At 44.9% G+C, this 15,345-nt stretch carries 11 protein-coding genes; 3 read left to right on the forward strand and 8 right to left on the reverse strand.

What is annotated here, in order from left to right; genetic code table 11:
• Positions 1–7 precede the first annotated feature (7 nt).
• From OZ660_RS11295 to OZ660_RS11310, 4 genes are read right to left on the reverse strand one after another with little or no spacing between them, the layout of a single operon-like run.
• Positions 8–1,711, reverse strand: coding sequence for an ABC transporter permease (locus OZ660_RS11295; protein WP_274740968.1), 1,704 nt, complete (start codon positions 1,709–1,711; stop codon positions 8–10).
• Positions 1,711–2,967, reverse strand: a complete 1,257-nt coding sequence (locus tag OZ660_RS11300; RefSeq protein WP_274740969.1) for an ABC transporter substrate-binding protein — start codon at positions 2,965–2,967, stop codon at positions 1,711–1,713. Before OZ660_RS11300 ends, OZ660_RS11295 begins: the two co-directional genes overlap by 1 nt.
• A 34-nt stretch (positions 2,968–3,001) precedes the next feature.
• The gene (locus OZ660_RS11305; protein ID WP_274740970.1) at positions 3,002–5,155 is read right to left on the reverse strand and encodes an FAD-dependent oxidoreductase; all 2,154 of its coding nucleotides are present in this window, start codon (positions 5,153–5,155) and stop codon (positions 3,002–3,004) included.
• 15 nt (positions 5,156–5,170) lie between these two features.
• Entirely contained in the window at positions 5,171–7,510 is a 2,340-nt protein-coding gene (locus OZ660_RS11310) for a TonB-dependent receptor (RefSeq protein ID WP_274740971.1), read from the reverse strand.
• A gap of 154 nt (positions 7,511–7,664) precedes the next feature.
• Between OZ660_RS11310 and OZ660_RS11315 the strand changes: the two genes are divergently transcribed.
• Positions 7,665–8,078: a hypothetical protein gene (locus tag OZ660_RS11315; RefSeq protein WP_202261681.1), complete on the forward strand. Its 414-nt coding sequence runs from the start codon at positions 7,665–7,667 to the stop codon at positions 8,076–8,078.
• A gap of 15 nt (positions 8,079–8,093) precedes the next feature.
• Here the strand turns inward: OZ660_RS11315 and OZ660_RS11320 are convergent, their stop codons facing one another.
• Entirely contained in the window at positions 8,094–8,555 is a 462-nt protein-coding gene (locus OZ660_RS11320; protein ID WP_274740972.1) for an EVE domain-containing protein, read from the reverse strand.
• A 376-nt stretch (positions 8,556–8,931) separates the two neighbouring features.
• Between OZ660_RS11320 and OZ660_RS11325 the strand changes: the two genes are divergently transcribed.
• Positions 8,932–11,214, forward strand: coding sequence for a YgiQ family radical SAM protein (locus tag OZ660_RS11325; protein WP_274740973.1), 2,283 nt, complete (start codon positions 8,932–8,934; stop codon positions 11,212–11,214).
• A 108-nt stretch (positions 11,215–11,322) separates the two neighbouring features.
• Here the strand turns inward: OZ660_RS11325 and OZ660_RS11330 are convergent, their stop codons facing one another.
• Both OZ660_RS11330 and OZ660_RS11335 read right to left on the reverse strand, forming a co-directional pair.
• Positions 11,323–11,709, reverse strand: a complete 387-nt coding sequence (locus tag OZ660_RS11330) for a hypothetical protein (protein WP_274740974.1) — start codon at positions 11,707–11,709, stop codon at positions 11,323–11,325.
• Positions 11,709–13,370, reverse strand: coding sequence for a S41 family peptidase (locus OZ660_RS11335; RefSeq protein WP_274740975.1), 1,662 nt, complete (start codon positions 13,368–13,370; stop codon positions 11,709–11,711). The genes OZ660_RS11330 and OZ660_RS11335 overlap by 1 nt, the downstream gene beginning before the upstream one ends.
• Positions 13,371–13,679: 309 nt before the next feature.
• Here OZ660_RS11335 and OZ660_RS11340 point away from each other — a divergent pair, with 309 nt between their 5' ends.
• Positions 13,680–13,865: a hypothetical protein gene (locus tag OZ660_RS11340; protein WP_226433587.1), complete on the forward strand. Its 186-nt coding sequence runs from the start codon at positions 13,680–13,682 to the stop codon at positions 13,863–13,865.
• On the opposite strand, the gene OZ660_RS11345 is transcribed toward OZ660_RS11340, so the two are convergent.
• Positions 13,862–15,331, reverse strand: a complete 1,470-nt coding sequence (locus tag OZ660_RS11345; protein WP_274740976.1) for a PepSY-associated TM helix domain-containing protein — start codon at positions 15,329–15,331, stop codon at positions 13,862–13,864. The genes OZ660_RS11340 and OZ660_RS11345 overlap by 4 nt on opposite strands.
• Between the last annotated feature and the right edge of the window lie 14 nt (positions 15,332–15,345).

Raw genomic sequence — 15,345 nt, forward strand, 5'->3', positions numbered from 1 at the left:
TTGATACTCATGAAACACCTTGTTTGGGATTGAACATGAAACGAGGCAAGGTCCACGCTAGTACAAACCCTATTAGTGGTAATGTGGCTTGAATAATGACGTAAACAGCGCTAAGACGTGTACTGCTGCCTGATGCCGATGCTACTGCTTCAGTAGTTACTGTAGGAATAACGCCCCCCGATGCCAATAATGTTGGTAAGTATTGGCTGAAACTGATAGCAAGGCCTAAAGCCCACGCAATAAGGATAGCTCCCAGCATCAATGGTAATTTGATATACACAAATACTTGCCACGGTGACTTACCAAGGCTTTGTGCCACCACAATATAGCGAGCGTCAAATTTACGATACGCTACCGCAAGCGACAAATAGACGTACGGCACAACGTAAACCATATGGGCTATATACGTATGAAACCATATAGCAGATTGAAGTACTAACTGCTGCAGCCATACTAACCCGTACAAAAACGCAATGCCTGGAACAAGCAGCGGTAAAAACACTGAAACGGAAAAGACAAATGACATTACACGCTTTGTCGGTTTTAGTACCTGGCTTTCCAGTGCAAACAACACTAATAACACAGACGAAGTACTTACTAGCCCTCCAAGAATGAGTGTGTTGCTTAATGGCTTTTCAATAGCGTTAACTACTGTTTGCCAATGCAACCATGTCGTATCTTCAGGGAATAAATTCGGAAATACCCAGTAGGACGCCACTGAATAAGCAAAAGTGCTATACATAATGGTGCCTATTAGCACCATATAAACAGCGAATATAGACACACCAGTTACCACTACGGCATTATCAAAAAAGCGGCGATTACCATTTACTAAAAGCGCTCGCCCCAGTACCGCTACAATACGCTCACCAACAACAAATAGCCCCAGTGCTGCGCTTGATATACCGACCTGCAGAACAGCACCCGCAGAACCTAACAATCGCATCGACAAATCAATATGATTGAACCAATGTAGAACGGCTACGGCAAGCGTGCTGGGATTATTCGGCCCCAAAATCAATGGAATTTCTACATTTGAAGTTGCAAATACTAATACCGCAAGCAACGGTAATCGAATTTGAGGGAAAATGGTTGGCAGGACCAACAAAAAGAATCGCGCTACGCTGGTATAACCTAGCGATGCGCCTACGTTGCTGTACCCAGATATTTTTTTGGCCACAATCGGCTGAGACATCACCCCAAGCGCCATCAGCAAAATAAACGGTAATTCTTTAAGTGCAAGTGCAAACAACACGCTTAAACCATAAGGGTCGTGGGGAAAGCTATGTGCTGACGTTGTCACCAAAATATCGGTGTCGGTAGTGAATAAACGGGCGAAAAAGCCCGATGGACTCAACACGAAAAGCAATGCAATGGCCGCAGCTGCATGAGGAAAGACTAAAAATGGACTTAGCAATGCCTGCAATTTTTCGACAAAGCGAGTTTGATAGCACCACGCGAGAAGACAACACGCGCCAATAAAGGCTAACAATGTAGAGCCAAGGCCGGTGAATAGCGATAGCAACATCATTTTAGCAATACCGTTTGTTGCGAACAAGGTTGCAAACGGTTGAGCGCTGAATTGCGTTGCGCCTATTGCAGGGAAATAGCCTAAAGCTGGAAATACAACGCCCACAAAGCCACCCACAACCGGCACGCACAAAATACATAACAAAAGCCACCTAGCGGTAACGGTGAAAGAGGTAAACATCAGTAGCGCACTCCGTAGCGCTTATACCAAGCATTACGAATAGCGTCAGCCCAACTTGAATGAGGCTCTGCTATCAGCTTAACCTTCTGTGATTTATCCAAAGCTGAAGGGTGCCCCCCCTCTTGGTCAAACAAAGACCTATCGCTTGGGCTAAGTAGCGATAAATCAAGCACAGACTCATCCCCCCACACCTTTAGTTTTTGTTTTTGCGCTTGTGCCTTGGGTGACAATAAAAAATCTACTACGGTCTTCGCCGCGGTTTTTACTGAAGAGTTGTAAGTCAACCCTACAAAATGTACGTTGGCAAGACTGCCGTCATGCATAACATAGGTGCGTATGTCTTTAGGAAGATCAAAGCGTTCTACTGCACTTGGGATCTCTGCTGCAGTGAATGAAAATGCTATCGACAACTCGCCAGTGCCCATTAACCGTTGTAACTGCGATGCTTGCCTTAGCATGGTTTCACCACGTCGCCACATGACAGGGTGCAACGCGTCTAAGTACTGCCAAAGTGCGGGAAGTACGCTATTAAGCGCACTTTCACTAACAGGTTGATAGAACACTTTTTGTCTATCTTCGTTTAGGGCAATGATGGCATATTTAAGAAAAGTAATTCCAAGGTAGTCACTGGGTACAGGATAAGTAAATCGTCCGGGGGACTGTTGCGCAAATTCAAGCAGCTCATGAATAGTTTGTGGCGGTGGAATTGCTAAGTGTTGTAAGTGTTGCTGGCGATAATAAAAAACTAATGATGCTTTACCCCAAGGCGCTTCCATTCCGAGTGTTGACTCCCCGAAATCCGTCACCATCGCTGTATTTTCGTGTGGGTTGGTCAAAGGGAAATATTTAAGTGATGATACCCAGTTTTTGGTTAATAACCCATGCTCTTTCATAGCGGCAAAGTTTTCACCGTTGATCCAAATAAGGTCTACACTGCCGTTTGTATGATTTCCCGCGGCCTTTTCTGCCAATACGCGTGATACTGCATCACTTGTATCGGCAAGTTTCACATGCTGAAAGCGAATGTTGTATTGTTGCGAAACTTGCTCGCTTACCCACTGCAAATAGCTATTTACTTGAGCACTACCGCCCCATGCATAAAAGTGCACGGTTTCGGTATCTTGTTTTACGCTGTTAACTTTTCGTGCTAATGAGTGAGTTACAAGATTAGTGTCTTGTGCCGCCACACTTGGGCTACACGTATATAAAAAACACACAGCAGCCGCAGTTAGCCAAGTTTTAACGAGAACTTCCATTAACTCAAACCAACTGCGGAATAAACCATAGGACTTATCCGCGACGCCACGTGTGAAACTTTTCTACGTAATTTAGTAGCTTTTCCGGCGCGTTAGCGCGCTTCCAATTGCCAGCTGCATATTTCGCGCCTTCAGCCCATGTAGGATACGCGTGAATGGTCCCAAGAATTTTATTAAGACCCAGATCGTATTTCATAGCAATGACAAACTCAGCAAGTAAATCCCCAGCGTGTTCAGAGACAATCGTTACACCTAGAATTTTATCTTTACCTGGTGGCGTGAGCACTTTAATGAAGCCCTTGCGCGCACTCTCGGCAACCGCTCTATCTAATTCGGCAAACTCATAGCGCGTTACTTCAACCTCTATTCCTTGTTCTTTAGCCTCACGTTCGTTAAGACCCACGCGCGCCACCTCAGGGTCAATAAACGTTGTCCATGGAATTACGCGGTAATCGACTTTAAACTTCTTAAAGGTGCCAAACAGAGCATTTACCGCCGCATACCATGCTTGGTGCGCTGCAACATGAGTGAATTGATAAGGGCCTACCACGTCACCAGCTGCAAAAATATTTGGCATTAATGTTTGTAAGTACTCGTCAGTTTCTATGGTACGGTCAAACTGAATACCTAAATCTTCAAGGCCAAAGCCCGTGAGCCTTGCTTTGCGACCTACCGCCACAATGACTTCATCATATTCGATAGCCAGTTCTTGCCCTTCTTTTTCAGCAATAAGTACCTTCACACCGTCCTTGTGTTCAAATCGAAGTGCTTTATGTGATGTAAGCACATTTACACCGCTCTCTCGCAGCACTGACTCTGCATATTCGGCAACGTCAGCATCTTCTCGACCCATCAATCGTGGTGCCAGCTCAACCTGAGTAACTGCACTTCCTAAACGAGAAAATGCTTGTGCTAATTCACAACCGATCGGCCCACCGCCAAGCACAATAAGCCTTTTGGGCGCATCTTCTTTGTCAGCAAATTTTGTCCAAAGAGTGTCAGAAGTTACATACCCACTGTCTTTAATCCCCGGCAAATCAGGTACAAAAGGCGCGGCCCCCGTAGCTACAACAATATTCTTCGTTGTTAGGGTTTGAATTCCACCATCATCTTTCTTAATTTCTACCGTCCAAGGGTCGATAATTTTGGCGTAGCCTTTGACTACATCGACGCCCAGATTAGTGTAGCGCTCAACACTGTCATTTGGCGCAATAGCAGCAATAACGTCGTGGACCCTAGCCATAATATTCTTAAAAGACATCGTGGGCGTGACCGAATCTAAACCATAGCTGTCAGCATGTCGCATTTGAGTAGCAACTTTTGCAGATTTAATAATAGCTTTACTTGGTACACAGCCATAATTAAGGCAATCGCCGCCCATTTCGCCTGCTTCAACAAGGGTTACTTTTGCTTTTACTGCCGCTGCAATATAACTTGTTACCAAGCCACCCGCGCCTGCACCAATCACAACCAAGTTGCGATCGAAGCTCTTTGGTTTTGTGTAGCCTTTATAAACGCGACGACGATTTACAACCGCAACAATAGCTTTCGCAATCCAGGGAAAAATACCGAGCAACACGAAAGAAAAGATAAGACCCGGAGATACAATGCCGGCTAAGCTATCAATTTGCGCCAACTGCGTTCCGGCATTCACATACACTGCGGTCCCCGCGAGCATACCCACTTGGCTAACCCAATAGAATGTCCATGTCTTAAGTGAAGTAAGACCCATTAATAAGTTGATAAGAAAGAAAGGAAATACTGGCACTAAGCGCAGCGTAAATAAGTAAAAAGCGCCTTGCTTTTCTACGCCTTCATCAATCTTGTTAAGTTTGTCTTTAAACTTATTGCGCACCGTATCTCGCAATATGAAACGCGACACCAGAAAAGCAAGTGTGGCACCAATGCTTGAGGCAAATGAGACAATGACAAGCCCTTGCGCTAGGCCAAACAGTGCGCCAGCCGCAAGAGTCAAAATAGCAGCTCCTGGTAAAGACAGCGCCGTCACAGCCACGTAAACTGCGAAAAATACGCCAATGCTGACTACAGGGTTCGCTTCTATTTCACGTTGAAAAGTAGTCAGCGATCCCTTCATACCTTCCAAGGTTAAATAGCTATTAAAGTCGAAATAGAAGAAGCCTGTGATAGCGGCAGCGATCACTGCCAAAAGCGCTATTTTTTTAAACATTGTGATTCTTACTCCTTAAAACGCATACTGCATGGTAACTTGTGCATGCCTTGGCACATTCGGCATTACCAAGGTTGCGCCAAAATAGCCGCCTTCGAACAATGGTTGCCAGTTCTCTTCGTCAGTGACATTAATAATGTCTAAACGCAGGCGCAAATCGTCGTTCACAAAATAGTCTGCATTTAAGTCTATTGTATATTGGTCGCGTATTTTAACAGTTTGTAAGAAATCAAGCGGGAATGACTTGGTATACAAAGCACTTGCTCCTACACGCACGTCATCACTTACCTGCCACCCAGCATTGATAGAAATAATTTGCGGAGGAATTCCCTGTACACGTGAATTAGATGGTGCGAATGCAGTAAATGACGGCGATCCGACAGCATTGCCTTCAATGATATCAGGGCGACTGTTGTCAAATGCATCGGCAACTTGTGACGTACCTTGAAATGCCGCTGAATCATCAAAACGTGCATCAAGATAGCTATACGCAGCATTAACCCAATAATCATCTGCTTGATAGAACAGTTGTAGTTCTACCCCTTGTGTTTTAACGCCGCTATTACTGCCGTCACGATTTCGCAAGCTACGTGTTTGGTCAAAAACAGACGCCTCGGCATACCAAGTGTTACTCGGGGCGTATTTAATGCCAACCTCGTACAGGGTATTTTCAGTAGCAAAGTTCAACGGATTTATCTCGTTGTTGCCGCCAAGCACAGTTCCGCCCGCCATACTATTAGACGTAGCATCATTCTCTGAGAAAGCAGCATAAACATTTACGGCATTGTTGAGCTTATATAATGCGCTTATTTGGTAACTAGTAAGGGTATCACTATAGCTGTCTGACGCCGCCTCTACCCCTTCTGGCGCTAGAGGATCACGTGCTTCAACATCGTAGTAATCCATGCGAACACCAGCAATGGTCGAGAACCTGTCGGTCCACGTTGAGCGTTGCTGCAACGCTAAACCTGTTTGCCATGCTGTGGAATCGGTTGTATCTGAAAGATTAAAATCGCCAGCCCCATCCCCATCAAGGTCGTATTGCGCACCAGGTGATACAAACACGCCCGGACGCAATTCTACTAAACGCGCTTTTTGCGCATCGGTAAGCTCAATAACACGATTAGAAAGCGGCCCTGTTAAATCAATCGGGTTGTCAGCTTCAGTTGTAAATTGACTGTAGCCAAGCACATCGTTGTAGCGAATAGCCAAACCAAATGTAGTAAGTTGCGAATTATCCCACTTAACATCCACTTCGGTGCGGTTTTCAAAAGTGTCCGCACCATCAATAATCTCTACAAAGCTATTTTGTGCAATTTCTTCGCGCTCTAGATACTGATAATATGACACATTACGCACTGCTATTTGCTCAGAATATTGATACTCAACGTTACTGCGCAAAATGGTGGTTTCAGCACCATTGATATCGTTTGGATTAGTAAAAACGCGATTTCTAGGGATAACCACTTCGCCGGTAGGTGAAATAATAGCGCCAGCACCAGGTACAGTACTACCGTTGGCTTGTACGCCCTGCCCGGTAATATAAATACCGTTATCGATTAAATCTTGTGTAGGACGGTTAATACCAGCATTGTCTGGGTAATCAGTGTCATAATATTCTGCGCTAACGTCCCACGTCAGCACGTCACTTGGCGTATAGCGATAGGCTACAAACACATTGGTACTTTCTCGATTTGCAAAGTCATAGAAACTACCATGGTCTAGGTACTCAGCACTTACGCGAACCCCACTTTTACCTTCCTCTATGGCAGTGCCATAATCAACCTGTGCAGAGTATTGGTCCCAGCGTCCAGCGCGCAGCGTTACTTTGCCCTGACTTTCTGCAGTGGGCGCTACCTTGGTTTGTAAATTAACAAAGCCGCCGTTGCGCTGCGTGCTACCAAACAACACAGGTGAAGGACCTTTTACAACGTCAATTTGTTCAACACTGTTAAACGATAGTGGTAAACCAAAACCATTATTACCCGCTTGTCGACGCACTCCGTCTTGAAATAGCTCTCCCAACTGTCCGCGGATACTAGGCAAGCTCGGCGTACCAAAACCGCTAGAAGCATAGGCATTTGGCGCAGCTTTCACAATATCATGCAAGTCGTTGATGTTGAGCGCTTCTATGGTCTCTGCTGATAATGAAGTCACTGAGCGCGGTGTTTCTGCTGCGGTTAAACCATCGCCAAATAGCCCTTTTAAGGTATTGTCACCTGGGTAGAGGGTATCAAGTGATTGCTTATCACCTTTTACTTCAACCACTTCAATATCTGATACTTGTTGCGCCGCAATCCCCTGACTAACGGCAAGCGCTAATGCACTAGCGGCTACGCCAATTACTTTTCTCATTTACCAATCCAATTTTTTATTTCTTGTTCGACAAGACCGATACGTACTCTGAAAAATTTCAGCACATATTTATTTTCAATAACAAAAAAATTTTTGAAATTATTTTTTTGAACACTCGTTCTATTGTGTCACATAATTAAAACTCGGAGCTATTATGCAAAACACTCAATCAGATATTTCTAATCGTTTAGGCTGGGCGCTACTGTCACTGCGCATCACCATTTTCATTGTCATGTTTGTCTGGACACTCGACAAATTCGTTAACCCTGCTCATAGCATGAAAATCTTTGAACACTTTTACGGCATTGGTGGTTTAGCTGAAACGGCCGTTTACATTATGGGGGCACTTCAGCTAGCCCTTGTATTGGCATTTTTAGCAGGCGTTGCTAAACGTTACACTTACGGCCTTATATTTCTGCTTCACGGTGGGTCTACGTTATCGTCATTCCCACAATACATTGATGCATTCAATAACTTGTTATTTTTCGCTGCATGGCCGATGTGGGGTGCGTGCTTTGCCCTTTATCTACTTCGCGATGCTGATACCCGCTTTACACTTTCAAAATAAAATAATGCGATTACGCTATCTGGCAGCGGCATAGAGCTGCTGCCATTCGCTCTCGCTCACCGGCATGATACTTAAACGGCCACCTTTTTTAACTAACGGCAATTCAACAATAGCAGGCATCGCCTTTATTTCTGCCAAAGGCAATACCTTGTGAAATTTTTCGACAAATTTCACATCTACGCGAAACCAGCGTGGTGATTCTGGCAGTGATTTGGGATCGTAATAATTAGACTCAGGGTCAAATTGCGTGGCGTCTGGATAACCTGCTTTAACAACTTCAGCGACACCCGCAATACCAACGTGTTTACAGCTAGAGTGGTAAATGAACACGCGATCACCAAGCGCCACATCATCGCGTAAAAAGTTTCTGGCTTGATAGTTTCGCACACCGTCCCAAGGTTCGGTCTGGTTTTCTCTATTGGCCAAATCGTCAATGGAAAACGCGTCAGGTTCTGTTTTGAATAACCAATAAGCCATAATAGCCCCAGTGATAAAATGTGTGTTAAACGAAAATCGTTCTGTCAGCCTTAGAGTGCATTCAAGACATTATAATTTTTATTGCATGTCGACCTTTTGTGATACGTTTCAACAACATGGTAGGTCTACACGATACATGCTACTTTACTCGGTGTTTATTTGGAATAACCAAATCACACGCCTCATTCACTTCCTAAACGAGTTTATGGTAAACAAAATCTAGCATAAATGTGAAAGCATTCTGGCAAACAAAGCGCTGTAATTTAATGACAGTGCTATACCGTCTATCCAATAAGACTGTTATAATTACCCCTCAAATCTGAATTCTGCTCACGCGCATTTCAGCCATTTTCTGTTTTATCTAGATGTGAATACTATGCAAGCCACCATAAAAGCCGACCGCGGTCTGTTTTCTTACCCCAAATATTGGCCGCACTGCCTCGGGACAGCGCCTTTCTTACCAATGTCGAAGGAAGAGATGGACGCCCTAGGTTGGGACAGTTGTGACGTAATTTTGGTTACCGGCGATGCGTATGTTGACCATCCAAGCTTTGGAATGGCTGTTATTGGTCGGGTACTTGAGGCACATGGTTTTCGCGTAGGCATCATCTCTCAGCCCGACTGGACCAGTAAAGATGACTTTATGAAGTTGGGTAAACCCAACCTGTATTTCGGTGTCACTGCGGGCAATATGGACTCAATGATCAACCGCTATACATCAGATAAAAAGTTGCGCCATGATGACGCCTACACACCGGGGAATGTTGGCGGTAAACGACCAGACCGCGCGGTAACTGTTTACTCACAACGCTGTCGGGAAGCATTTAAGGGCGTACCTGTGATCGTTGGCGGTATAGAAGCAAGCCTCAGACGTATTGCTCACTATGACTATTGGAGTGAGAAAGTACGCCGCTCAGTGTTATTTGATTCAAAGGCCGATATGCTATTTTTCGGTAATGCCGAACGCCCGCTTGTTGAAGTTACACACCGATTAGCAGCAGGCGAAAATATTGCCGATTTACGAGACATTCGCGGCACGGCCATTATCGTAAAAGAAGCACTGCCAGAGTGGCAAGGAGTTGATTCGACATCATTAGATAGGCCCGGAAAAATAGATCCGATCCCTAGTCCGTATCAAATGGAACCTGAATGCGACTCTCAAGACAAAGACGCTAAAAGCAGTGAAGCGCCAGAAGCCACGCCTATTGTCATTCAACCTGCTCAAAAGGAAAAAGAGAAACGCAAGCCGTGGGAAAACGTCTACGTAAAACTACCAGCCTATGAGACAGTAAAAGATAACAAGGTACTTTACGCCCATACATCGCGCATCTTACACCAAGAAACCAACCCTGGCTGTGCAAGAGCCCTGATGCAGCGCCACGGCGATAGACATATTTGGATCAACCCGCCGGCCATGCCACTAGAAACAGATGAAATGGACGCGGTGTTTGACTTACCCTATCAACGCGTACCTCACCCTGTCTATGGCGATGCAAAAATTCTTGCCTACGACATGATACGTTTTAGTATCAATATTATGCGTGGCTGTTATGGCGGGTGCACATTCTGCTCTATTACCGAGCACGAAGGTCGTATTATTCAAAGCCGCTCTGAAGATTCTATTATTCGAGAGATTGAGCAAATTCGCGACACTGTGCCTGGTTTTACTGGTGTTATCTCTGATTTAGGTGGCCCAACGGCAAACATGTATCGACTGCGCTGTAAGAGCCCGAAGGCCGAAGCAACCTGCAGGCGCCCGTCTTGTGTTTACCCCAGTATCTGTGCGCATATGGATACTGATCACAAGCCTACCATCGACTTGTATCGCCGAGCGCGTAACCTGCCAGGTATTAAAAAAATACTTATTGCATCGGGTGTACGCTATGACCTTGCCGTGGAAGACCCTGAATATGTGAAAGAGCTTGCGCTTCATCACGTCGGCGGCTATTTGAAGATTGCACCAGAACATACCGAAGAAGGGCCGCTTTCTAAGATGATGAAGCCTGGAATGGGCAGCTACTATCGCTTTAAAGAGTTGTTTGATAAATACTCACAAGAAGCAGGTAAAAAGCAGTATCTTATTCCTTACTTCATTGCTTCTCATCCGGGAACAACCGATGAAGATATGCTGAGTCTGGCCATTTGGCTAAAAGAAAATAAATTCAAGCTAGATCAGGTACAGAACTTCTATCCGTCACCTATGGCTACTGCGACTACTATGTACCATACCGAAGTGAACTCGTTGCGTAAGGTCACCAAAGACAGCGAAGAAGTGCCCTCTGCTAAAGGGGAAATTCACCGAAGACTACACAAGGCGATGCTGCGTTATCACGACCCGAAAAACTTCGCTCAAATACGTGAGGCTTTGATAAAAATGGGATGTGAAGACTTAATTGGCCGCGGCCCGCAACACCTTGTGCCACCAGAGACAGCCGATGAGAAGCGCCAAAAAGCATCTCGAGGTCGACGTGGTGAACGTGCGCTAACTAAACACACTGGCCTTCCGCCGTCGTTTCAACGCAAAAATACGAATAAAGGCAGGAACGGGTCAAAACAAAATCGCAATAGTGCGGGGCAAGCCAATAAGAATGGCCGGTCAGGGACTTCTGCATCTAGAAGCAACACTTCAAGACCAAAACAGCCGAGTAACAAACATTAGAAAAACCCCAACGTTACTTTGGCTAGTCCAACATTTGATAAAAAAAGCGCCGTTAGGCGCTTTTTTTTATGGGGCTTGGTGTTGTTTTCAGCTTATCAAAAGGCGCGCTCAAACATCACTGCTTTTACAAGAAAGCCCTTCAATAACTTGCGTTTCACCCGTTTGGTTATTGCGCAAAACACATTTTTCACCCTGTTTTAGCAAACTAAAAGTAAACACAGGATTATCGTGACGCCCTTTTATTGGCAGCCCCCTATCATCTTTATGCACTTTTCGTTCGATAGAAAGTTCAGAGGAATCTGTGAAGACATTATCAGCAAGTGTGATATCAATACCGCCATACCAAGCGCTAATAACCTCTGCGATACCTGCCTTTTGCGATAACGAAACCGAGGTAAGCGTTGCAGGAGTTGCCTCATCAGATTGCGTCAGCATACATCCTCCCATTAACGATAACGTAAGTAGCGATGCTCCAACGTATGCTGCGTATCTCATTACTTGGGCTCCGAAATAATTGGCTCGTTAATTTTGTTGTGTAAAAACAAGGCTTCTTTTCTTTCATCAGGCGTTTGTATTGACAATAAATTTTCTGCCTGAGAATGACTTGAAGCACGCTCTTCAATTGGCTGGACCGACGTTGCCACTACTGGACATGTACCCGTTTCTGAGTATTGTAACGCCGCAGATAACATCCCCTCTTCAGGATCGCCTAAACGTTTAGTGAAATCGTCTTGCACTTCACATCCAGGTAGTTCAAAACCAAAGTTAGGCGTAGTTGTGGGCATAAAGCCGTCGGCATAGTCGCCAAAGCCTTTATTATTCACGCCCTGAAACTGAATGGTAAAGTAGGTTTCACCACAGTTATCAGTTGGATAGAAACCGTAGGGCTTACCACAGGTCGTTGAACCAATTTGAACCACTTCAACATCTATTCCACTTAGCGCATTCATAACCGCCTCACTGGCAGAGCATGTGGCGCCAGTGGTAATAACATAAACACGAGTTAACGATAAACTAGGTAGTACGTTATCAGTTAACACGCCTTCCACGTAATCAATTTCGTTTGAGTAGAAAGGTGTGGGCCTAATAGTGCTTCCTGTCACAGGGTTTCTTGTCGGATTCTTATCATTAAATCTTAAAGTTTCAAAAGTGGCGTTATTGGTTTGACTAGGGCCTGCAACCATATACGACATCTGAGATGCCAAAGCCAATAAACCACCACCGTTATAACGTAAGTCAATGACAAGTTCTGTTACGTTCTCATCAACAAATTGATTGAAAGCCCCTATCAACCCTTCTTGTGCAGTCCGAATAAAGGTATTGAATTGAAAATAGCCCATTTTGCCTGAGGCGGTATCCAGCACTTTTACGTTTTGTACTGGAGAAACCACTATATCACCTGATGTAATATCAGTAGACAAGGTCGAACCGTCTTGCAATTCAAACTCGAAACTTACGGTTGTGCCAGCATTTTCAGGAAACAACCCAGCATTTATAAGGTTCACGCCAGACTGGGTATTATCGTTCACAAAATCAACGCCATTAACACGCGTTAACTTGGCACCGCGGGGCACACCAGCTTGTGCTGCTGGTGAATTATCTTCGGTATATCTCACTACAAGCTCACGCGGTGGCGTATTGTTTACAAATTCCCAGTCAAAACCATAACCTGAAGAAACGCCCGATTGTGACAGCTGATTATATTCGTCAGTAGCCTGAGAAAAATGGAAATTGTCTTTTGGCGTATTGCTTGGCGTTAACTCAGTGGTTTTTAACTGGTCAAAATAGCCAAGTACAGAGAAGTTTTCAGGGTTGTTGTCTGGAACTTCGTCATACCAAAGATATGTGTCATTGGTCCACGAGCGTAGCCAAAGTTTTTCATCCATGGCTGTGCCTTGAGTATCAGGATATGGTTCGCCAGAAAACGGGTCGATGCCAGTTCTTGGTGACGCGCATTTTGCAATGAAGTTTGACTGGCTTTCGTAAACACCTGCTTCCCACTCACCGGTTTCGGGTGTGGTTGGCGTTGTAGGAGTGGTTGGCGTTGTCGGAGTGGTAGGCGTTGTAGAACTACTGCCACCGCCTCCTCCGCATCCCGCGAGAAGAGAAACCGTTACCGCCAGTGCGACTGAAGAAAGCTTGCACACTTTTATCATTTGAAAACGTCCTTAATGTTTTGTTACTGAATGACACACACTCGTCAATACCATAAATCTTGCCAGATAGTGCCACAGGGAATTTGACGCTTCTACTTAGCTTTTAGCTAAAATGTTTCTAAATGTGTTTATGCAAGAGCGAAGCGTAACGCTTTATTGCTGGTTGAACTCTTAATTATGACCTGCCATATATCGATTTCGTTGCATTACGTTTTGTTTAGCTTCTGTTTGCCGTGTGGCGGTGCTTAGTCTTTTTACCCTATAACAGTAATAAGGTTTTGGCGTTGGATAGAAATACAAACGAGGCGTATGGGAAAGAAAGAAAGGCTTAAAGAAGCAAGAGCATGTGACAGTTGTGGCGTGTTGGCATCCGTTCAATATCGAATAAATGTAGGAGATGGCTGGCTAATTGTGTGTAAGTCTTGCCAATCCAATGCCAAGCACCACCGAAACTATGTTTATGGTGGTACTTGGAAGCAAAAGAAGCGTAACTAAGCCTGTGTCACTGGTTGAGGCGCATTATGCTGTGTAGCGTCGCTGTGTTGCCGCACCGTGTCTTCATTTTTAAACAAGCGATTGACTCGCCAAAAACTCCACAATACAAATACGGCCATGGGACCATTTAGCTGGAGCGAAGATACGGTGAAGAATGCTTCTGCATGCACTACGGCGTAAGTAATGAGCAAAAGTAAAACGCTAATGCCTGACAATAGCAGCCATATGGCTTTCGATAAGCCTTTGATTAGGATTGTCAGAACAACATTAAGTACCATTATCCCCCAGAATATGCCAATTAAAGACGATGCAGACAGCATATCGGCTATGGCAGTAAAGGCCAATGCACTCACACTTCCCCATACGGTGGCATACCACAAACGCGACGCTAAAAGTGGATGTGCTTTTTTAGCTAGCCATATTTCCACTCCCGAGACACAAAGCATAGTGAGCATTACACCAAGCACAAAGTACAGCCATTTGCTGATAAGACCTGCAAAGTCACCGAAATGAAGTCGATACATAGACCAAGCTAGTTGCTTACCCCACTCTCCATGCTCGTAACCCGCAACGCCAATATAATTTCCTGCGGTATCAAACCGATAGCCTTCGGCATAAATCATTCTATTTGGCGCTTTTGCATATATTTCAATAAACTGTTCAGGCTCTCCGACTTCGTGCACAGTAAGAAATATAGGAGACTTTTCAGGTGCTAACGTCGTCATTTGCGCAAACGCTTTGCCAATGGCTGGCTTCCCTTCTTGGGGTGATAACACTGGATCAGGCGTAAATATCTGATCGATAACTGTTTCTCGGTCTCCTTCATAACTAATAGTAGCGACTGTAACAAGAATGATTCCTGCCATACCGAAATAGGCACCCGTTACACCAATGAGCAAATGAAAGGGTGCCGCCCACAACCCAAAGCGGTTGTGTAAATCGATTTGTGCCTGCTGTCCGTTACCTTTGCGGCGCAATTTAAAAGCGTCTTTCGTTATCCGCTTGTGTGCCACAATACCTGAGAATATCAACGCGCAAATCACCGCGCCGAGCGCACTCACCAGTATCATTCCCCAGCTATGCGGCAAATTAAGATACAGGTGAAGGTCGACCAACATTTGGGTAAATCCCACATCTTCTTTCTCAAGTAAGTTTCCCTCTGTATCTGCAAAAAACGCTATATGATCGTTCTCTACCACTAAACGAGGAATATCCGACGTAGGAAAAACGACATACAAGTGATGAGTCTCTTGCGTATTGTTTTCCAAGAAACTGTCCATCGCTTTTTCTATGGCGCTTGGAGTTACATTCTCCATCTCTTGAATATGCGGCTGCTCCCATCGTTCGAATTCCAAGTGGAATACCGCAATGGTGCCTGATAAACACACGAGAAATAGTAGTACACTCAGAAATATGCCTGCCCAGCTGTGTGCTTGAAGTGCGCTTTGTTTAGTCATCTTATCCATTATTTTTATTACAC

This window comes from Alteromonas sp. 009811495 (assembly GCF_028865455.1).
In the GTDB taxonomy this organism is placed as follows: Bacteria; Pseudomonadota; Gammaproteobacteria; order Enterobacterales; family Alteromonadaceae; genus Alteromonas.

Coding starts and splice junctions, on each gene's coding strand:
- OZ660_RS11345 (WP_274740976.1), bottom strand. CDS start 15,331: ATGGATAAGATGACTAAACAAAGCGCACTTCAAGCACACAGCTGGGCA.
- OZ660_RS11315 (WP_202261681.1), top strand. CDS start 7,665: ATGCAAAACACTCAATCAGATATTTCTAATCGTTTAGGCTGGGCGCTA.
- OZ660_RS11330 (WP_274740974.1), bottom strand. CDS start 11,709: ATGAGATACGCAGCATACGTTGGAGCATCGCTACTTACGTTATCGTTA.
- OZ660_RS11295 (WP_274740968.1), bottom strand. CDS start 1,711: ATGTTTACCTCTTTCACCGTTACCGCTAGGTGGCTTTTGTTATGTATT.
- OZ660_RS11335 (WP_274740975.1), bottom strand. CDS start 13,370: ATGATAAAAGTGTGCAAGCTTTCTTCAGTCGCACTGGCGGTAACGGTT.
- OZ660_RS11340 (WP_226433587.1), top strand. CDS start 13,680: ATGGGAAAGAAAGAAAGGCTTAAAGAAGCAAGAGCATGTGACAGTTGT.
- OZ660_RS11320 (WP_274740972.1), bottom strand. CDS start 8,555: ATGGCTTATTGGTTATTCAAAACAGAACCTGACGCGTTTTCCATTGAC.
- OZ660_RS11310 (WP_274740971.1), bottom strand. CDS start 7,510: ATGAGAAAAGTAATTGGCGTAGCCGCTAGTGCATTAGCGCTTGCCGTT.
- OZ660_RS11325 (WP_274740973.1), top strand. CDS start 8,932: ATGCAAGCCACCATAAAAGCCGACCGCGGTCTGTTTTCTTACCCCAAA.
- OZ660_RS11300 (WP_274740969.1), bottom strand. CDS start 2,967: ATGGAAGTTCTCGTTAAAACTTGGCTAACTGCGGCTGCTGTGTGTTTT.
- OZ660_RS11305 (WP_274740970.1), bottom strand. CDS start 5,155: ATGTTTAAAAAAATAGCGCTTTTGGCAGTGATCGCTGCCGCTATCACA.